Annotated in this window: 21 protein-coding genes and 1 riboswitch; of the genes, 13 read left to right on the plus strand and 8 right to left on the minus strand. The window is 50.9% G+C overall.

Annotated features, from left to right (window positions below; all coding sequences use genetic code 11):
• Positions 1 to 88 precede the first annotated feature (88 nt).
• Complete coding sequence (locus tag JTI85_RS18710; RefSeq protein WP_048213236.1) at positions 89 to 670, plus strand: NAD(P)H-dependent oxidoreductase; 582 nt, start codon at positions 89 to 91, stop codon at positions 668 to 670.
• A gap of 30 nt (positions 671 to 700) precedes the next feature.
• Positions 701 to 1,015 (plus strand): putative quinol monooxygenase, encoded by a 315-nt coding sequence (locus tag JTI85_RS18715; protein ID WP_003024557.1) that lies wholly within the window; start codon positions 701 to 703, stop codon positions 1,013 to 1,015.
• Positions 1,016 to 1,122: 107 nt separating this feature from the next.
• Here JTI85_RS18715 and parE read toward each other — a convergent pair whose 3' ends face one another.
• The 5 genes from parE to nudF are packed head-to-tail and all read right to left on the minus strand — an operon-like array spanning position 1,123 to position 5,528.
• Entirely contained in the window at positions 1,123 to 3,015 is a 1,893-nt protein-coding gene (gene parE, locus JTI85_RS18720; RefSeq protein WP_115642832.1) for a DNA topoisomerase IV subunit B, read from the minus strand.
• Between the two features lie 28 nt (positions 3,016 to 3,043).
• Positions 3,044 to 3,625 (minus strand): esterase YqiA, encoded by a 582-nt coding sequence (gene yqiA, locus JTI85_RS18725; RefSeq protein ID WP_003024575.1) that lies wholly within the window; start codon positions 3,623 to 3,625, stop codon positions 3,044 to 3,046.
• Positions 3,625 to 4,452, minus strand: a complete 828-nt coding sequence (gene cpdA, locus JTI85_RS18730; protein ID WP_115642831.1) for a 3',5'-cyclic-AMP phosphodiesterase — start codon at positions 4,450 to 4,452, stop codon at positions 3,625 to 3,627. The genes yqiA and cpdA overlap by 1 nt, the downstream gene beginning before the upstream one ends.
• 24 nt (positions 4,453 to 4,476) lie before the next feature.
• The gene (locus JTI85_RS18735) at positions 4,477 to 4,899 is read right to left on the minus strand and encodes a DUF1249 family protein (RefSeq protein ID WP_201442696.1); all 423 of its coding nucleotides are present in this window, start codon (positions 4,897 to 4,899) and stop codon (positions 4,477 to 4,479) included.
• A complete protein-coding gene (gene nudF / locus JTI85_RS18740) occupies positions 4,896 to 5,528 on the minus strand; it encodes an ADP-ribose diphosphatase (RefSeq protein ID WP_040233966.1) in 633 nt (210 codons plus the stop codon). The genes JTI85_RS18735 and nudF overlap by 4 nt, the downstream gene beginning before the upstream one ends.
• Before the next feature lie 199 nt (positions 5,529 to 5,727).
• Between nudF and tolC the strand changes: the two genes are divergently transcribed.
• The 3 genes from tolC to JTI85_RS18755 all read left to right on the plus strand — a co-directional run bounded on the left by tolC (position 5,728) and on the right by JTI85_RS18755 (position 9,210).
• The gene (gene tolC / locus JTI85_RS18745) at positions 5,728 to 7,209 is read left to right on the plus strand and encodes an outer membrane channel protein TolC (RefSeq protein WP_219351874.1); all 1,482 of its coding nucleotides are present in this window, start codon (positions 5,728 to 5,730) and stop codon (positions 7,207 to 7,209) included.
• Positions 7,210 to 7,366: 157 nt separating this feature from the next.
• Positions 7,367 to 8,044, plus strand: coding sequence for a DUF1190 family protein (locus JTI85_RS18750; protein WP_003024591.1), 678 nt, complete (start codon positions 7,367 to 7,369; stop codon positions 8,042 to 8,044).
• A gap of 5 nt (positions 8,045 to 8,049) precedes the next feature.
• Complete coding sequence (locus JTI85_RS18755; RefSeq protein WP_219351875.1) at positions 8,050 to 9,210, plus strand: glutathionylspermidine synthase family protein; 1,161 nt, start codon at positions 8,050 to 8,052, stop codon at positions 9,208 to 9,210.
• Between the two features lie 43 nt (positions 9,211 to 9,253).
• On the opposite strand, the gene ygiD is transcribed toward JTI85_RS18755, so the two are convergent.
• Positions 9,254 to 10,042: a 4,5-DOPA dioxygenase extradiol gene (gene ygiD, locus JTI85_RS18760; protein WP_105242194.1), complete on the minus strand. Its 789-nt coding sequence runs from the start codon at positions 10,040 to 10,042 to the stop codon at positions 9,254 to 9,256.
• Between the two features lie 147 nt (positions 10,043 to 10,189).
• On the opposite strand from ygiD, the gene zupT reads away from it, so the two are divergent.
• The 4 genes from zupT (at position 10,190) to dsbI (ending at position 14,780) form a co-directional block, all read left to right on the plus strand.
• Positions 10,190 to 10,963 carry a zinc transporter ZupT gene (zupT, locus tag JTI85_RS18765; RefSeq protein WP_003024600.1) on the plus strand — a complete coding sequence of 258 codons (774 nt, stop codon included), beginning with the start codon at positions 10,190 to 10,192 and terminating at the stop codon, positions 10,961 to 10,963.
• 636 nt (positions 10,964 to 11,599) lie between these two features.
• Positions 11,600 to 13,396 (plus strand): aryl-sulfate sulfotransferase, encoded by a 1,797-nt coding sequence (locus JTI85_RS18770; RefSeq protein WP_116360744.1) that lies wholly within the window; start codon positions 11,600 to 11,602, stop codon positions 13,394 to 13,396.
• A 23-nt stretch (positions 13,397 to 13,419) separates the two neighbouring features.
• Positions 13,420 to 14,088: a thiol:disulfide interchange protein DsbA/DsbL gene (locus JTI85_RS18775; RefSeq protein WP_219351876.1), complete on the plus strand. Its 669-nt coding sequence runs from the start codon at positions 13,420 to 13,422 to the stop codon at positions 14,086 to 14,088.
• 14 nt (positions 14,089 to 14,102) lie between these two features.
• Entirely contained in the window at positions 14,103 to 14,780 is a 678-nt protein-coding gene (gene dsbI / locus JTI85_RS18780) for a protein-disulfide oxidoreductase DsbI (protein ID WP_048213245.1), read from the plus strand.
• An 83-nt stretch (positions 14,781 to 14,863) separates the two neighbouring features.
• On the opposite strand, the gene ribB is transcribed toward dsbI, so the two are convergent.
• The gene (gene ribB / locus JTI85_RS18785) at positions 14,864 to 15,517 is read right to left on the minus strand and encodes a 3,4-dihydroxy-2-butanone-4-phosphate synthase (protein WP_048213246.1); all 654 of its coding nucleotides are present in this window, start codon (positions 15,515 to 15,517) and stop codon (positions 14,864 to 14,866) included.
• 106 nt (positions 15,518 to 15,623) lie between these two features.
• Positions 15,624 to 15,773, minus strand: a riboswitch (FMN riboswitch).
• A 132-nt stretch (positions 15,774 to 15,905) separates the two neighbouring features.
• Between ribB and ubiK the strand changes: the two genes are divergently transcribed.
• Complete coding sequence (gene ubiK, locus JTI85_RS18790) at positions 15,906 to 16,202, plus strand: ubiquinone biosynthesis accessory factor UbiK (protein ID WP_048213247.1); 297 nt, start codon at positions 15,906 to 15,908, stop codon at positions 16,200 to 16,202.
• A gap of 33 nt (positions 16,203 to 16,235) precedes the next feature.
• Here ubiK and glgS read toward each other — a convergent pair whose 3' ends face one another.
• Positions 16,236 to 16,442: a cell surface composition regulator GlgS gene (gene glgS / locus JTI85_RS18795; RefSeq protein ID WP_086523459.1), complete on the minus strand. Its 207-nt coding sequence runs from the start codon at positions 16,440 to 16,442 to the stop codon at positions 16,236 to 16,238.
• Positions 16,443 to 16,702: 260 nt separating this feature from the next.
• Between glgS and JTI85_RS18800 the strand changes: the two genes are divergently transcribed.
• From JTI85_RS18800 to JTI85_RS18810, 3 genes are all read left to right on the plus strand, one after another.
• Complete coding sequence (locus JTI85_RS18800; protein WP_115601456.1) at positions 16,703 to 17,332, plus strand: OB-fold-containig protein; 630 nt, start codon at positions 16,703 to 16,705, stop codon at positions 17,330 to 17,332.
• Positions 17,333 to 17,356: 24 nt separating this feature from the next.
• Positions 17,357 to 19,036 carry a flotillin family protein gene (locus JTI85_RS18805; protein WP_219351877.1) on the plus strand — a complete coding sequence of 560 codons (1,680 nt, stop codon included), beginning with the start codon at positions 17,357 to 17,359 and terminating at the stop codon, positions 19,034 to 19,036.
• Positions 19,037 to 19,246: 210 nt separating this feature from the next.
• A complete protein-coding gene (locus tag JTI85_RS18810) occupies positions 19,247 to 19,306 on the plus strand; it encodes a type I toxin-antitoxin system Ibs family toxin (RefSeq protein WP_137346154.1) in 60 nt (19 codons plus the stop codon).
• Positions 19,307 to 19,348 lie beyond the last annotated feature (42 nt).

Raw genomic sequence — 19,348 nt, forward strand, 5'->3', positions numbered from 1 at the left:
TGCAAAAGACTTTGCACATTTTGCTAATTTCACCGCACCACCCGTGGAGGTAAAATCGTCCTCAAACGTATTTCCTTGAGGACACAAAATGAGCAACATTCTGATTATCAATGGTGCGAAAAAATTCGGCCACTCTAACGGTCAGTTAAACGACACCCTGACCGAGGTCGCGGACGGTATCCTGCGCGACCTCGGGCATGATGTTAAAGTCGTACGCGCGGACAGCGATTATGACGTAAAAACAGAAGTGCAGAATTTTGTCTGGGCCGATGTGGTCATCTGGCAGATGCCTGGCTGGTGGATGGGCGCACCGTGGACCGTGAAAAAATACATCGATGATGTGTTTACCGAAGGTCATGGTACGCTGTATGCCAGCGATGGTCGTACACGTTCAGATGCCTCTAAAAAATACGGCTCAGGCGGGCTGATTCAGGGCAAAAAATACATGCTGTCCCTGACCTGGAACGCGCCAATGGAAGCCTTCACTGAAAAAGACCAGTTCTTCCATGGCGTTGGTGTTGATGGCGTCTATCTCCCGTTCCATAAAGCAAACCAGTTCCTGGGAATGGAAGCGCTGCCGACCTTTATCACCAATGACGTGATTAAAATGCCAGATGTTCCACGTTATATCGCAGAATATCGCGAGCATCTGACCGAAATTTTTGGTTAACTGGTAACCTGGAATTAGAAGGAGTTAACCATGCTTACCGTTATTGCAGAAATCCGTACACGTCCAGGTCAACACCACCGCCAGGCGGTACTGGATCAGTTTGCTAAAATCGTTCCGACTGTACTGAAAGAAGAAGGCTGCCACGGCTATGCGCCAATGGTCGATCATGCAGCAGGTGTGAGTTTTCAGACCACAGCGCCAGACTCAATCGTGATGGTTGAACAGTGGGAAAGCATTGCGCACCTTGAAGCGCATTTGCAGACCCCGCATATGAAAGCCTACAGCGAAGCCGTGAAAGGCGACGTGTTGGACATGAATATCCGTATTCTGGAATCGGGTATTTAAGGTTGTCGATTTGCCGGATGAGGCTTTGCTATCCGGCATATAATCGCTTCGTCAGATGAGAGCCGGATAAGGCATTTTACGCCCCTCTCCGGCTTTTCTATATGCAATTAGCCTTCGAGATCCGCCAGGTCACCTTTCTCTTGCAACCAGTTACGACGATCCTCTGAACGTTTCTTGGCCAGCAGCATATCCATCACCGCATTCGTACGCTGATCGTCCTCATCATCAATGATGAGCTGCACCAGGCGACGCGTATTGGGGTCCAGCGTCGTTTCACGTAACTGCATCGGGTTCATTTCACCCAGACCTTTAAAGCGCTGGACGTTCGGCTTGCCTTTCTTGCGCTTTAACTGCTCCAGCACGCCCGCTTTTTCTTCTTCCGTCAGCGCGTAATACACCTCTTTACCGAGGTCGATACGGTATAACGGCGGCAGCGCCACGTACACGTGACCGTGTTTCACCAGCGTGCGGAAGTGTTTCACAAACAGCGCGCACAGCAGCGTAGCGATGTGCAGACCATCGGAGTCCGCATCCGCCAGGATACAGATCTTACCGTAACGCAACTGGCTCAGATCGTCGCTGTCCGGATCGATACCGATCGCCACCGAAATATCGTGCACTTCCTGCGAAGCCAGCACTTCATCGGAAGAGACTTCCCAGGTATTGAGGATCTTACCTTTGAGCGGCATGATCGCCTGATATTCACGATCGCGCGCCTGTTTGGCCGATCCACCCGCCGAGTCACCTTCGACGAGGAACAGTTCGGTGCGATTAAGATCCTGCGCGGTACAGTCCGCCAGTTTCCCCGGCAGAGCCGGACCACTGGTCAGCTTTTTACGCACCACTTTTTTCGCCGCGCGCAGACGACGCTGTGCGCTGGAAATCGCCATTTCCGCCAGCAGCTCGGCTGACTGCACGTTCTGGTTCAGCCACAGGCTAAAGGCATCTTTCACTACGCCAGAAACGAATGCCGCACACTGACGTGAAGAAAGACGCTCTTTGGTCTGTCCGGCAAACTGTGGATCCTGCATTTTTACCGACAGCACATAGGCGCAACGATCCCAGATATCTTCTGCTGACAGCTTCACGCCGCGCGGCAGAATATTACGGTACTCACAGAACTCGCGCATCGCATCCAGCAGACCCTGACGCAGGCCGTTAACATGCGTACCACCCTGCATGGTTGGGATCAGGTTGACATAACTTTCAGTCAGTAATTCACCGCCTTCCGGCAGCCAGAGCAGCGCCCAGTCCACGGTTTCTGTTTCACCGCTGAAATTACCGATAAACGGTTTTTCCGGCAGCGTCGGTAGGCCATTTACCGCTTCGCTCAGATAGTCATTCAGGCCATCCTGGTAGCACCAGCGCTGTTCGCTGTTGTTGACCTCATCCTTGAAGGTGATCTCAACGCCCGGGCACAGTACCGCTTTGGCTTTCAGTACGTGCGTTAAGCGCGAAACAGAAAAACGCGGGCTGTCAAAGAAGCTTTCATCCGGCCAGAAGTGTACGCTAGTACCGGTATTGCGTTTACCACAAGTACCGACAACCTGCAGATCCTGCACTTTGTCACCGTTTTCAAACGCGATGTTGTATACCTGCCCGTCGCGGCGTACGTTCACTTCCACACGTTTGGACAGGGCGTTAACAACGGAGATACCCACACCGTGCAGACCACCGGAGAACTGGTAGTTCTTGTTGGAGAACTTGCCGCCCGCGTGCAGACGACAAAGGATCAGCTCGACCGCCGGAACGCCTTCTTCTGGGTGAATATCCACCGGCATGCCGCGTCCGTCGTCAATGACTTCCAGCGATTGATCGGCATGTAAAATCACATCCACGCGTTTCGCGTGGCCAGCCAGTGCTTCATCCACACTGTTATCAATCACTTCCTGTCCAAGATGGTTAGGACGGGTCGTGTCAGTGTACATCCCAGGGCGACGGCGTACCGGCTCAAGCCCAGTGAGTACCTCAATGGCATCAGCGTTATAAGTTTGCGTCATGGTTTAAATTAGCAATTCGAATTGATCGTCAGAAACTGTGCAGTCCAAGGAAATCGACAATCGGGTTGAAATAATCTTCGAAGCCCGTGAATGCGTGGTTTCCGCCCTCAATAACTGTCTGACGGCAGGAGGCGTAATACGCCACCGCCTGGCGGTAGTCCAACACTTCATCGCCCGTTTGTTGAAGCAGCCAAATCAAATCCGGCGCTTCCAGCGGGTCAATCTGCATGACTTTAAGATCGTAAATATGGCGTGACTCTAGCACATATTGCTGCCCCGTGTAGGGGTTCTCGTTCTGACCGAGATAGTCGACCAGAAGTTCGTAAGGCCGCACGGCAGGGTTCACGACCACCGCTGGCAGCATAAAACATTGCGACAGCCAGGTGGCGTAATAGCCTCCTAATGACGAGCCGACAATCCCCAGCGACTCGCCGCCATGCTCAAGGATAATTGACTCCAGCATCTCTGCCGCCTGGGCTGGATACGGAGGTAACTGCGGTACGATCATCTCAACGTGCGGATGATGCTCCGCCAGCCAGTTTTTCAGCAAGCACGCCTTCGCCGAGCGAGGAGAACTGTTAAATCCGTGAAGATAGAGAAGCGTAGACATCAGTAGCCTTCTGAAGCGGTATCAGGGTGGAACCGATTACCCTGCAGACGGCGTACCTGAGTCTGCAACGTCCCGTCAGCAAAAAGCTCCAGCGTCCGCCAGCCGGGGCTGATGGTATCTAACGTGAAGTTGGAACAATGCGGTTTAAACTGCACACAGGTCGATGGCGTCGCCAGCAGGCGGCGGCCGTTCCAGTCGAGATCCAGCTCCTGATGAATATGCCCGCACAGCAGATACTTCACGCGCGGATAGTTCACCAGCACGTTGTCGAGCTCCGCCGCATTGCGCAGACTGTGTTGATCGAGCCAACTGCAGCCCGCAGGCAGAGGATGGTGATGTAGAAGCAGCAAAGTATTACGTTCAGGCGCATCGGCAAGTTTACGCTCCAGCCATTCAAGCTGAAATTCGCTTAACTCACCGTGAGGGACGCCGAACACCTGGCTGTCGAGCAACAATATTTGCCACTGTTCACCGATGAAGATGCGTTTGGCGGGGGAAATACCCGCATCCTGAAGCGCGCTGTACATCGCTGGCTGAAAGTCGTGATTACCTGGTAACCAAACGCAGGGCGCACGAAAACTTGCGATGCCCTCAGCAAAATGCTGATAGGCCGCAGCGGATTGATCCTGCGCCAAATCCCCAGTCGCAACGATCAGATCGTACTCTGGCGACTCTGCATGTATGGCATCCAGTACGCACTGGTAGCTATCCCAGGTGTTCACACCCAGTAAGGTTTCATGCTTTTCGGCAAACAGGTGAGTGTCTGTAATTTGTAAGATCCTGACTCTGGCCTCACCAGCCAAAGGAAGGGTTAACAGGCTTTCCAAATGGTGTCCTTAGGTTTCACGACGCTAATAAACCGGAATCGCCATCGCTCCATGTGCTAAACAGTACCGTAACCAGTCGGCCAAAAACTGATTAATTTGATGCTTTTCGTCGCGTTGATGCAACTTTTTATTTGGATAATCATACCGCGCTTTGAAGCGAAAGATCTGCTGACTTGAACACACTTCAGCCACCCTCGCATCATGATACAGGCGCACGGTCAGCGACGGCAGGCTCCAGTAGGTAACCGCTGGTGCCGTCTGTTTGATCGCGACAAGCGTAGTGTATCGGGTCGATTCCATAATCGTTAATCGATATTGTGCGTTTGCAACCTGATAGCTCACTGTTTCACCGGCTGCATCATTGCGTGGCAACAGGCGGCGCAACTGCGAAAAATTGGTTTCGCACAGGCGCATCATTTCAGGGAAGTCAGGTGTGTAACGCTTCATTTTTTCCACTCAGTTTTTAACTCTTGATAGTGCAGCTGTAACCATTGCAAGGCGATGACAGAAGCCGCGTTGTCGATTATCCCCTCTTCTACCCATTGATAAGCCTGTTCCCGACTCACCACATGAACACGAATATCTTCGTTTTCATCCGCCAGACCGTGGATACCATTTGCGGTCGAAGCGTCCACTTCACCTACCAAAATAGACAGGCGCTCACTGGTGCCGCCAGGGCTTGCCAGATAACTCAGCACGGGTTTCGTACGCTTAACGTCCAGTCCGGCTTCTTCCATTGCTTCACGGCGAGCCACATCTTCAACGGTTTCGCCTTCTTCAATCATTCCGGCTACCATTTCCAGTAGATACGGCGTTTCGCTGGTGTCATAGGCCGCGATGCGGATTTGTTCGACCAACACAACTTCATCCCGCTCAGGGTCAAAGGGTAGCAAGACTGCCGCGTGTCCGCGCTCAAAAATTTCACGCTTCACTTCACCGCTCATACCACCGTTAAACAGGCGATGACGGAAGCGATAAAGATCCAGTGAAAAAAAACCGCGGTATAGTGTTTCTCGTGCAATAATTTCTACATCATTTTTAGTGAATGTCATTGGCAAGTTGTCTGGTTTACGCATTGTGCTGTCCTGGTACCAATAGTGATTAAAATGTGAATTTCAAGGTCGTTTGACTGCTGTTTGAGCGCCCTTGTGTTAAATTGATGCAAATTAACGCCGTATGGCACGTAACGCCAACTTTTTGAAGTGGCGGATTCTGCTAGAATCAGCAATTATTTTTACAATTTGATCAGCGCTAAATACTGCTTCACAACAAGGAATGCAAATGAAGAAATTGCTCCCCATCCTTATCGGCCTGAGCCTGTCGGGGTTCAGTACTCTGAGCCAGGCAGAAAACCTGATGCAGGTTTATCAGCAAGCACGCCTGAGCAACCCGGAATTGCGTAAATCCGCCGCCGATCGCGATGCTGCATTCGAAAAAATTAACGAAGCGCGTAGTCCTTTACTGCCGCAACTGGGCTTAGGTGCCGATTACACCTACAGCAATGGCTACCGTGATTCAAATGGTATCAACTCCAACGCCACCAGCGCGTCATTACAATTGACTCAGACGCTGTTCGATATGTCAAAATGGCGTGCCCTGACGCTGCAAGAAAAATCAGCGGGCATCCAGGACGTGACCTATCAGACCGATCAGCAAACGCTGATCCTGAATACCGCCACGGCCTATTTTAACGTATTGAACGCGATTGACGTGCTCTCTTATACCCAGGCACAAAAAGACGCCGTTTATCGTCAGTTAGATCAGACGACCCAGCGTTTTAACGTTGGCCTGGTTGCTATCACTGACGTACAGAACGCCCGTTCACAGTACGATACCGTGTTGGCGAATGAAGTTACCGCGCGTAACAACCTGGACAACGCCGTTGAACAGCTGCGTCAGGTCACCGGCAACTACTACCCGGAACTGGCTTCGCTGAATGTTGATGGCTTTAAAACCAACAAACCGCAGGCGGTGAATTCACTGCTGAAAGAAGCAGAAAACCGCAACCTGACGTTATTGCAGGCACGTTTAAGCCAGGATCTGGCGCGTGAGCAAATTCGTCTGGCACAGGACGGTCATCTGCCGACGCTGGGTTTAACCGCCTCTACTGGTGTTTCTGATACCTCTTACAGCGGATCTAAAACTAGTGCCTCTCAGTATGACGATAGCAATGAAGGTCAAAATAAAATTGGTCTGAACTTCTCGCTGCCGCTGTACCAGGGCGGGATGGTTAACTCGCAGGTGAAACAAGCGCAGTACAACTTTGTTGGCGCCAGTGAGCAACTGGAAAGCGCGCACCGCAGCGTAGTACAGACCGTTCGTTCATCATTCAACAACATTAATGCGTCTATCAGTAGCATTAATGCGTACAAACAAGCGGTTGTCTCTGCCCAAAGCTCCCTGGATGCGATGGAAGCCGGCTATTCTGTAGGTACACGTACCATTGTGGACGTGTTGGATGCTACTACCACGCTGTACAACGCTAAGCAGCAGTTGGCAAATGCGCGTTATACCTATCTGATCAACCAGTTAAACATCAAGTCTGCGCTCGGTACGCTTAACGAGCAGGATCTGGTGGCGTTGAACAATACGCTGGGTAAACCTATTTCCACCGCGCCTGACGCCGTTGCGCCGGAAAACACCCAGCAAGACGCCGCAGCAGATGGTTATACTGCCAACAGTGCGGCACCAGCGGTCAAACCGGCAACAGCACGTACAACCAGCAGCAGTAACGGCAACAACCCGTTCCGTAATTGATGCTGTAGACGGGGCTTCGGCCCCGTCTGAACGTAAGGCAACGTAAAGATCTGCCCCTTCCTGCGCATTCTCGCCTCTTCCCGCTTCAATTTCGACCAGTCATCCTCTATCCTGAGCATTATTTACTGTGTTTACCACTGGGTCCTGGAAGACAAAAATGAAACGGACAAAATCGATACATCATGCCTCGTTCCGCAAAAGCTGGAGCGCGCGCCACCTGACTCCTGTCGCCCTGGCAGTTACCGCAGTGTTTATGCTCGCGGGCTGTGAAAAGAGTGACGAAACGGTTTCGCTTTATCAGAACGCGGACGACTGCTCTGCGGCGAATCCGGGTAAAAGCGCCGAATGCACCACCGCGTTTAACAACGCGCTGAAAGAAGCTGAACGCACCGCGCCAAAATACGCCACGCGTGAAGACTGTATTGCTGAATTCGGCGAAGGCCAGTGCCAGCAGGCACCTGCGCAGGCGGGCATGGCACCGACCGGCGAAGGCCAGGCTCAGGCGCAGAATCAAAGCAGCGGCAGCTTCTGGATGCCGCTGATGGCAGGCTACATGATGGGCCGACTGATGGGCGGCGGAATGGGCGCTCAGCAACCGCTGTTCAGCTCGAAAAACCCGGCCAGCCCTGCATACGGCAAATATACTGACGCCAGCGGCAAAAACTACGGCGCAGCAACGCCGGGCCGCACCATGACCGTACCAAAAACCGCCATGGCACCGAAACCTGCCACCACCTCTACCGTAACCCGCGGCGGATTTGGTGAGTCAGTCGCCAAACAGAGCACCATGCAGCGTAGCGCAAGCGGCACCACCACACGTTCGATGGGTGGCTGATCGTCATGGAAAGAGTCAGTATTGTTGAGCGCCCGGACTGGCGCGATAAGGCCACCGAATACGGTTTCAACTTTCACACCATGTACGGCGAGCCGTACTGGTGTGAAGACGCGTACTATAAGCTGACGCTTGCTCAGGTCGAAAAGCTGGAAGAGGTCACCGCAGAGCTGCATCAGATGTGCCTCAAAGTGGTGGAAAAGGTCATTGCCAGCGATGAGCTGATGACCAAGTTTCGCATTCCAAAGCATACCTGGGGCTTTGTCCGCCAGTCCTGGCTGGCACAGCAACCGTCGCTCTATTCCCGTCTCGATCTGGCGTGGGACGGTACCGGTGAACCTAAGCTTTTAGAAAACAACGCCGATACGCCAACCTCATTGTACGAAGCCGCCTTTTTCCAGTGGATCTGGCTGGAAGATCAGCTTAATGCGGGCAACCTGCCGGAAGGCAGCGATCAGTTCAACAGCCTGCAGGAAAAGCTGATCGAACGTTTCACTGCGCTGCGCGAGCAGTACGGTTTTCAGTTGCTGCATCTGACCTGCTGTCGCGATACGGTCGAAGATCGTGGAACGATCCAGTATTTGCAGGATTGCGCGGCTGAGGCTGAAATTGCCACTGAATTTCTCTATGTCGAGGATATCGGGCTCGGTGAAAAAGGTCAGTTCACGGACATGCAGGACCAGGTGATCGCCAATCTGTTCAAGCTCTATCCGTGGGAGTTTATGCTGCGTGAAATGTTCTCCACCAAGCTGGAAGACGCTGGCGTCCGCTGGCTGGAACCGGCCTGGAAAAGCATTATCTCCAACAAAGCGTTGTTACCGCTGCTGTGGGAAATGTTCCCGAACCATCCGAATCTTCTGCCGGCGTACTTCGCCGAAGACGACTATCCGCAGATGGATAAGTTTGTCGTGAAACCGATCTTCTCGCGTGAAGGCGCTAACGTTTCCATCATTGAGAACGGTAAAACGATCGAAGCCGTGGAAGGGCCATACGGTGAAGAAGGCATGATCGTGCAGCAGTTCCATCAGCTACCGAAGTTTGGCGACAGCTATATGCTGATCGGCAGCTGGCTGATTAACGATCAACCTGCCGGGATCGGCATTCGCGAAGACAGAGCGTTGATCACCCAGGATCTCTCGCGCTTCTATCCGCATATTTTTGTCGAGTAATTCGTTGTGCCCGGTATCGCTAATGCTTACCGGGCCTACGTTTTTATCCCACCTGTACTGACAACATACTCAGGCTACCCATCTCAATCCCATCAACAGGAATCGTCACCGGCTCTTTGCCATCCCACGCGCCGAGGACATACAGCAGCGGCAGATAGTGATCCGCCGTTGGGTTCGACAGCGATCCGCCTTCATGATCCATATAGTTAACCAGCGGGTGCTGTTCAACCGGTCCCTGCCATGTCAGGTTGGCTTTAACATAATCGTTAAATGAGGTCGCCCACGGGTATGGTGTATTCTCACCATGCCAGCGTGCTGTACGCAGGTTATGCACTACGTTGCCACTGGCCACCAGCATAATGCCTTCATCGCGCAACGCTGCCAGCTTACGGCCCATTTCAAAATGCCACGCCGCAGGTTTGGTGCTATCGACACTCAACTGCACCATCGGGATATCTGCGTTCGGGTACATCTTGATTAGCACACCCCATGAACCGTGGTCAAAACCCCACGCTTCTTTGTCTAAGGCGACGGGCACAGGAGCAAGCAAGTCAACCAGATGCTGTGCCAGTTCTGGCGAGCCCGGGGCCGGATAATGCGTGTCATACAGTGCCTGCGGGAAACCACCAAAATCGTGGATAGTTTTAGGTGCTTCCATCGCGGTTACGCCAGTACCGCGTGTAAACCAGTGTGCCGATACCACAACAATCGCTTTCGGGCGCGGCAACGTTTCCCCCAGTTGCTGCCAGGCACGGGTATAAACGTTATCTTCCAGAACATTCATTGGGCTGCCGTGTCCCAAAAACAATGCTGGCATACGAGTTGAAGACATGATGATATCCTTACTGAGGGAGTCATTTTGATATCACCACAATACGCTTTTTCGGTTGATGAAGAACTCAGATAACCATGATGAAGATCATCAGTTATTTTGACGATCCGCCCCGAACAGCAGATTGATAAGGAGTTTTATTTGTCGATGTCAGTACCTTTACTTCTGACCTTACTGGCAGGCGCCGCCACATTTATCGGTGCATTTCTCGGCGTGCTGGGACAAAAACCCTCTAACCGCGTTCTCGCGTTTTCTCTGGGTTTTGCCGCAGGTATCATGTTGCTGATCTCCCTGATGGAAATGTTGCCAGCCGCACTGGCAGCAGAGGGAATGTCGCCGGTGCTGGGTTACGGGATGTTTATCGTTGGTTTGCTGGGCTACTTTGGCCTGGATCGTTTGCTGCCGCACGCTCACCCTCAGGATTTAGTCCAAAAAACCACACAACCGTTACCCGGTTCCATTAAGCGTACTGCGATTTTATTAACTCTGGGTATCAGCCTGCACAACTTCCCGGAAGGGATTGCAACTTTTGTTACCGCCAGCAGCAACCTCGAACTGGGCTTTGGTATCGCGCTTGCCGTCGCATTACACAATATTCCTGAAGGATTAGCCGTTGCAGGTCCGGTCTATGCAGCCACGGGCTCCAAACGTACCGCTATATTCTGGGCCGGGATCTCGGGAATGGCGGAAATATTAGGTGGGGTACTGGCATGGTTAATTCTGGGCAGTTTGATTTCGCCCGTGGTGATGGCAGCAATTATGGCCGCGGTCGCCGGAATTATGGTGGCGCTGTCAGTCGATGAATTGATGCCACTGGCAAAAGAGATCGACCCAAATAATAATCCCAGCTATGGGGTCCTGTGCGGAATGTCGGTGATGGGGTTAAGCCTCGTCATCCTCCAGTCCATGGGAATCGGATAATCCAGAGGGCGGATGCCACCCTGCTCATTTACAGCATCCGCTCATCCATAGCAGAACGTGAAGGACTATTCCTGTTCCTTAATCACGCTGTTATCTTCACCAGAGCGACGAAAGAGTTTGTTTCGCGCCTCGAGCAATGCGTCTCTGTCTTGCCGGAATGCCCGGCAATAACGCTTCATATGGCAATAATAACCCAATGCAACGAATGCAATTAATACGATCCAATACCAGGCAATAAACATTCTTTTACCCTTAACATTTAACATCATTAAACATTTAACGTTAAAATTTTACACAAGCTTATTCTGACATACTCCTATAGTGGCATATTCCAGAAACAAATATATGATTTCGATCATATAAACCAGCGGCTAAGCCAATAGTCAAACTCGCTATAGAAAATAAAACAATGTCGACAAGATCACACTACGCAATAATAAATATTGTTCTCAGAATATCTCACTCATACTATCGGAAATAATAAAAAATAATTTCCACAAATAATACATTTTATCAATATTAATATATTCACCATAATAGTTGAATCAGTAACACCATTTTATATTTTATCGACACTATGAAAACATAATATATTCAGCATAATTATATTTATAGGTAATATAAGGAGATATATCCATGTTTATACAATATCGAAAAACGCTTCTCGCAGGCACTCTGGCACTGACGTTTGGATTAACAGTCGGAAACTCTTTTGCCGCGGGTTTTCAACCCGCCCAACCCGCAGGGAAACTGGGCGCAATAGTCGTTGATCCTTATGGAAACGCCCCGCTTACCGCGTTAGTGGAATTAGACAGTCACGTTATCTCAGATGTTAAAGTCACCGTTCATGGCAAAGGCGAGAAAGGAGTTCCTGTTACTTATACTGTTGGCAAAGAATCGTTAGCAACCTATGACGGCGTGCCTATTTTTGGTCTTTATCAAAAGTTTGCTAATAAGGTCACCGTTGAATATAAAGAAAATGGCAAAGCCATGAAGGATGATTATGTGGTGCAAACGTCCGCCATCGTTAATCACTACATGGATAACCGTTCAATTTCCGATTTACAGCAAACGAAAGTGATTAAGGTAGCGCCTGGTTTTGAAGACCGTCTCTATCTGGTGAATACCCATACCTTCACGGCACAAGGGGCGGAATTCCACTGGCATGGCGAAAAAGATAAAAATGCCGGCATCCTGGATGCGGGTCCTGCGGGCGGGGCATTACCCTTTGACATTGCCCCCTTCACCTTTATCGTCGATACGGAAGGTGAATATCGTTGGTGGCTGGATCAAGATACCTTCTACGATGGCCATGACATGGATATCAATAAGCGCGGTTACTTGATGGGTATCCGGGAAACGCCACGCGGCACCTTCACAGCCGTTCAGGGTCAGCATTGGTACGAATTCGATATGATGGGGCAGATTCTGGCCGATCATAAGCTACCGCGCGGCTTCCTCGACGCATCGCATGAATCGATCGAAACAATCAACGACACCGTGCTGCTTCGCGTGGGCAAACGCGATTATCGCAAAGAAGATGGCATCCATGTGCAAACCATCCGTGATCAGATAATTGAAGTAGACAAGTCCGGCCGTGTGGTTGACGTGTGGGATCTGACAAAAATACTCGATCCGATGCGTGATGCGCTTCTGGGTGCACTGGACGCAGGCGCGGTATGCGTCAACGTTGACCTCGCTCATGCCGGTCAACAGGCGAAACTGGAGCCAGATACACCTTACGGTGACGCCCTCGGGGTGGGTGCAGGTCGTAACTGGGCGCACGTTAACTCCATTGCCTATGATGCCAAAGATGACTCCATTATTATCTCTTCCCGCCATCAGGGCGTCGTTAAAATCGGTCGCGATAAACAGGTGAAATGGATCCTCGCTCCGTCGAAAGGCTGGAATAAGGCGCTGGCAAGCAAGCTGTTAAAACCGGTTGATGGTAAAGGCAACGCGCTAAAATGTGACGAAAACGGCAAGTGCGAAAACACCGATTTCGATTTTACTTATACACAGCACACCGCATGGCTCTCGAGCAAAGGGACATTAACCATCTTTGACAACGGCGATGGTCGTGGGCTCGAACAACCAGCATTGCCGACGATGAAATATTCCCGTTTCGTCGAATATAAAATTGACGAGAAAAAAGGTACCGTTCAGCAAATCTGGGAATACGGCAAAGAACGCGGTTACGACTTCTATAGTCCCATCACCTCGGTTATCGAATATCAGAAAGACCGTGACACCATGTTTGGCTTTGGTGGTTCAATTAATTTATTTGACGTTGGGCAACCAACCATTGGCAAAATCAATGAAATTGACTACAAGACCAAAGAAGTCAAAGTTGAGATTGATGTCCTTTCAGATAAGCCAAACCAAACTCACTACCGTGCATTACTGGTCCGCCCACAACACATATTTAAATAATCGCGTTAGATTAAGGATTAATTATGTCATCTAAATGGATTACTTCATTATTTAAAAGCGTGATATTAACCGCAGCGCTTGCCTCGTCGTTTGCCGCCTCCGCTTTTACAGAAGGCACTGATTATATGGTTTTAGAGCAACCGATTCCAAATGCTGATAAAACGTTAATCAAAGTATTTAGCTACGCCTGCCCGTTCTGTTACAAATATGATAAAGCCGTGACTGGCCCGGTTTCTGAAAAAGTGGCCGATCTCGTCACCTTCACACCATTTCATCTGGAAACCAAAGGGGAATATGGTAAACAGGCCAGTGAAGTTTTTGCAGTAATGATTGCTAAAGATCAGGCCGCAGGGATTTCATTATTTGATGCCAAATCGCAGTTCAAAAAAGCGAAATTCGCTTATTACGCTGCTTACCACGACAAGAAAGAGCGCTGGTCAGATGGTAAAGATCCGGCCGCATTCATTAAAACAGGTCTGGATGCTGCAGGCATGAGCCAGACAGATTTTGACGCCGCGCTGCAAGATCCCACCGTTCAGCAAACGCTGGAGAAATGGAAAGCGGCATACGACGTCGCCAAAATTCAGGGGGTTCCGGCTTACGTCGTTAATGGTAAATACCTGATCTACACCAAAAGTATCAAATCCATTGACTCCATGGTTGAGCTTGTCAGAGAGCTGGCGACAAAATAAACAGGGACCAGGCTATGGCTTTCATAAAAGGATTTTGGCGGGACTTACGTACCACGCCGGTTGATACGCTGGTGAGATGGCAGGAACGGCGCTTTCTGTGGCTACTGATGGCGTGCGCGATGGGCGGGTTAATAATACTGGCGCACTCATTCTTTCAAATCTATCTCTATATGGCTCCCTGCGAGCAGTGTGTCTACATTCGCTTCGCCATGTTTGTGATGGTTTTCGGTGGATTGATCGCGGCAATAAATCCCAAAAATGTTGCTCTGAAGCTTATTGGCTGCATCGCGGCATTTTATGGCAGCATCATGGGCATTAAGTTCTCCATCAAACTTAACGGCATTCATTATGCTGTACATAACCCGGATCCGGACTCGCTGTTTGGCGTCCAGGGATGTTCCACCGATCCGATATTCCCTTTCAATTTGCCGCTGGCAAACTGGGCTCCGGAGTGGTTTAAGCCCACAGGAGATTGCGGCTATGACGCCCCCGTGGTTCCCGATGGCGTAGCGCTCAGCAGTACGCAAAAGTGGTTTATCGATCTATACCAACAGTCTGAAGGCTGGTATCTGCTCCCGCCGTGGCATTTTATGAACATGGCACAGGCCTGTTTGCTGGCCTTTGGTTTATGTTTACTACTGCTGGTGATAATGAGTGGAGCCTGGGCTTTAAAACTGACCAGAACCAAATAATTGGAGCAAGAAACAAAAAAACCGAAGCCAGGAAGACGGCTTCGGTTTTTTATGCTTACCACAACTAACGTGGTAATAGTCTATTAGCTGGCTTTGCGCTCGTGCGCCTGACGATAAGCCACTAAATCTTCGATAGTGACTACAGCCATATTGTGCTTGCCGGCAAACTCAATGCACTGTGGCGCACGCGCCATGGTGCCATCATCATTAGTCAATTCGCACAGCACACCAGCCGGTTTAAAACCAGCCAGCGTCACCAGATCGATGGTAGCTTCGGTGTGGCCACCGCGAGTTAACACACCGCCAGCCTGAGCACGCAGCGGGAAAACGTGACCCGGGCGATTCAGATCGGAAGGTTTAGCGCCATCTTTAATCGCCGCGCGAACTGTAGTGACACGGTCTGCTGCGGAAACACCGGTAGTCACACCTTCTGCAGCTTCAATGGTCACGGTAAAACCCGTACCATAAGCGCTGGTGTTATTTTCCACCATCATCGGCAGATCGAGCTGTTTGCGTCGGTCTTCAGTGATGCACAGGCAAACAATACCGCTACCGTGACGGATGGTCAGCGCCATCTGTTCAACGGTCATGGTTTCTGCCGGGAAAATCATATCACCTTCGTTTTCACGGTCTTCATCGTCAAGCACCATCACACCGCGTCCTTCACGCAGTGCAGCAAGCGCATGTTCAACACGTTCGAAAGGCGTACCAAAAGAGGAAAGTAGCGTCTGATTCATGGTAAAAAAACCTCACTAAATTTATGGTTACCAGAATCAGGGCAGTCTTAGGAGTGCCGTCAAAGCGGCAAAAAAATAACGTGAGCGGGTCCATGCCCGACTGGATCGTTACTCTCTCCCATCCGGACTCTAACCGTCGGCCCCGGAATTACACCGGATCTGCTGACCTTTTCGCATTCACGAAAAGCGCTCGCGGGCTTTCAACATCAGTTGATTTACCGCCGGTGGGGAATTTCGCCCCGCCCTGAGAATAAGCGAGTTAACTATAACGCTATTGATTACCTTCATCAACGCCTTTGCTCGTCTTAGCTTCACACAATTCTGGTTTATGCCTGTGCCAGTTCGCACTACAATATGCAGCAACACGTACCAGTTCAGGGAAACCACAATGATTGACCCGAAAAAAATTGAGCAGATTGCTCGTCAGGTTCACGAGTCGATGCCGAAAGGGATCCGCGAGTTTGGCGAAGACGTCGAGAAGAAAATTCGTCAAACGCTTCAGTCACAGCTGACCCGTCTGGATCTGGTAAGCCGTGAAGAGTTTGATGTACAGACTCAGGTTTTGCTGCGTACTCGTGAGAAGCTGGCGCTGCTTGAGCAACGCCTGACTGAGCTGGAATCGCGTGAAACAACGGCAGAAGTTAAGCCTGCCCCGGCGATCCCATCAGTCGATCCGCAAGAGTAAAAACGACAACGGGCCGCAAGGCCCGTTTCTCTGTTAGTGTTCCAGTTCCAGCTTCCTGGCCTCCGTCGCCTGCTGGCAGTAAAGTGCATAGCGTTTGCAAAACCAGCTACGGTGTTCTTCATCCATATTCCCAGTTATCGCCTGGATATCAACGGGATGGCCCTCAGCCTGCATCCTGGCAAAACTTCGGGCCAGGAAATCGAAATTGTTCATTGAATACATACTGCTGTTCATGAGCATACCCTCCAGTTATTGAATATCTGCTAAGGCCATATGCTTTTTCTGATTTCAGTATTTCCCTGGATGCGAAGATATTCTGCACATATTGTGCGCAAAAAAACCTTCAGCTTCACAGTTTCCTACGAAATCTAAGAGGGGGATGAGCCTCTTTTCGGATTCAAGACCAGGAGGACGCATGTTATTGTAACGTCATGTAAAAGTAAGAGGTGAAACCATTACTTTTGACACTATCAGGGAACGCGGTCGCAGGAGGAAGAAAGTTGGTTTTATTCACGGATTATAACGGACCCTACCTGTTTGCTATTTCATTTGTCCTGCTGATTGGCTTACTGGAAGTCATCTCTCTTGTTTTCGGGCACTTCCTTTCGGGCGCACTGGATGCGCATCTCGATCACTACGATGCCCTGACTTCAGGCAATATTGGACAAGCGCTGCACTATTTGAATATCGGACGTATTCCCGCACTGATCGTGCTGTGCTTACTCGCTGGCTTCTTTGGACTCTTCGGCATCCTTCTTCAACATGGTTCGGTCACACTGTGGCAAGCTCCGCTCAGCAACCTGCTGCTTGCTCCGCTGAGTTTTATTCTTGCCGTCTTCGCCGTGCATTACAGCGGAAAAATCATTGCTCCCTGGCTGCCACGGGATGAAACCACCGCTCTCGCAGAAGATGAGTTTATCGGCAGCATGGCGATTATTACCGGACATTCCGCAAGTGCCGGAACCCCATGCGAAGGGAAATTTACCGATAAGTTCGGGCAGACCCACTATGTGCTACTAGAGCCTGAAGCAGGCAAAGAATTCAAAAAAGGAGACAAGGTGCTGATTATCTGCCGACTCTCCGCAACGCGTTACCTGGCCGAGCTAAACCCCTGGCCAAATGTTTTGTAATTTTTACTTTAAGGGAATAACACAATGGATGATGTTTTTGGCATGTTACCTTCATGGATGTTTACCGCTATTGTGGCGGTGGTCGTCTTATTAATTATCGGGATTATCTTTGCCCGCCTGTATCGCCGCGCGTCAGCTGAACAGGCGTTTGTACGTACCGGACTTGGCGGGCAAAAGGTGGTGATGAGCGGTGGCGCAATTGTCATGCCCATCTTCCACGAAATTATTCCTATCAACATGAACACCCTCAAACTTGAGGTGAGCCGTTCGACTGTCGACAGCCTCATCACTAAAGACCGTATGCGTGTGGATGTCGTCGTCGCCTTTTTCGTGCGTGTAAAACCGTCTGTTGAAGGAATTGCTACCGCCGCACAGACCCTGGGGCAGCGGACGCTGTCACCAGAGGATTTACGTGTGCTAATAGAAGATAAGTTTGTCGATGCCCTGCGTGCCACTGCGTCGCAGATGACCATGCATGAACTGCAGGATACGCGTGAAAACTTCGTTCAGGGCGTACAAAATACCGTCGCGGAAGACCTGTCCAAAAACGGCCTGGAACTGGAGAGCGTTTCACTCACCAACTTTAACCAGACCGAAAAAGTCCATTTCAACCCGAATAACGCCTTTGATGCCGAGGGTCTGACCAAGCTGACCCAGGAAACAGAACGCCGTCGCCGCGAACGTAACGAAGTCGAACAGGACGTTGAAGTTGCGGTACGTGAGAAAAACCGTGATGCGCTGTCGCGCAAGCTGGAGATCGAGCAGCAGGAAGCCTTCATGACGCTCGAGCAGGAGCAGCAGGTGAAAACACGCACAGCCGAGCAAAACGCCAAAATTGCCGCCTTCGAAGCCGAACGTCATCGTGAAGCTGAACAGACGCGTATCCTTGCCGAACGCCAGATTCAGGAAACAGAAATCGAGCGCGAGCAGGCGGTGCGATCAAGAAAAGTCGAGGCCGAGCGTGAAGTTCGTATCAAAGAGATCGAACAGCAGCAGGCAACGGAGATAGCCAACCAAACCAAGTCCATCGCCATTGCTGCCAAGTCCGAGCAACAGTCTCAGGCTGAAGCGCGAGCTAACGATGCCCTGGCCGAAGCGGTTCGCGCCCAGCAGAACGTAGAAACCACCCGCCAGACCGCGGAAGCGGATCGTGCCAAACAGGTCGCGCTGATCGCCGCGGCGCAGGATGCAGAAACCCAGGCAGTTGAACTGACCGTGCGGGCAAAAGCCGAAAAAGAAGCCGCAGAATTGCAGGCGGCGGCAATTGTTGAACTGGCCGAAGCGACGCGCAAAAAAGGTCTCGCAGAAGCCGAAGCCCAGCGTGCACTCAACGATGCCATCAACGTGCTTTCCGACGAACAGACCAGCCTGAAATTTAAGCTGGCTCTGCTGCAGTCTCTGCCAGCGGTTATTGAGAAATCCGTTGAGCCAATGAAGTCTATCGATGGGATCAAGATTATCCAGGTTGATGGCCTGAATCGTGGTGGCGCCGTCGGTGAAGTGGACGCAGGTAACGTAAGCGGTGGAAATTTGGCTGAGCAGGCATTATCAGCCGCCCTTGCCTATCGTACACAAGCGCCGCTGATTGACTCACTGTTAAATGAAATTGGTTTGTCCGGCGGTTCGCTAAATGCGCTTACCACTCCGTTAAACGCCACGACAACAGTCGACGTTAACCATCAGACAACGATGAAAGAAGAATAACGACTTCTGCCTTATGTCCCCCGTCCCTGGCCCATAAAGCCGGGGATTTTTTATTCTGGCGTGCCGTTTTGCGTGGATGCTCCAGCAATAAAAAACCTGCGGGAGAAAGCCCTTGCGCCTGTCAGGTCGCTCACTAACAATCGCTTGGTCAGCAAGGGGCTGCAACGAGAAAGCCCCTCTCGAAGAAGGGGCTTTAATAAGGAAAGGGTTATGATGAAGCGAGTCATCATACTGGTTGTGCTGTTACTGTTAAGTTTCCACGCTTACTAACAGTCAATCAGAGGGGGGAGAAATCCCCTCTCACCCTTATTC

Origin of the sequence: Citrobacter sp. Colony219, from assembly GCF_019382635.1 — a bacterium.
GTDB classification, from domain to species: domain Bacteria; phylum Pseudomonadota; class Gammaproteobacteria; order Enterobacterales; family Enterobacteriaceae; genus Citrobacter; species Citrobacter youngae.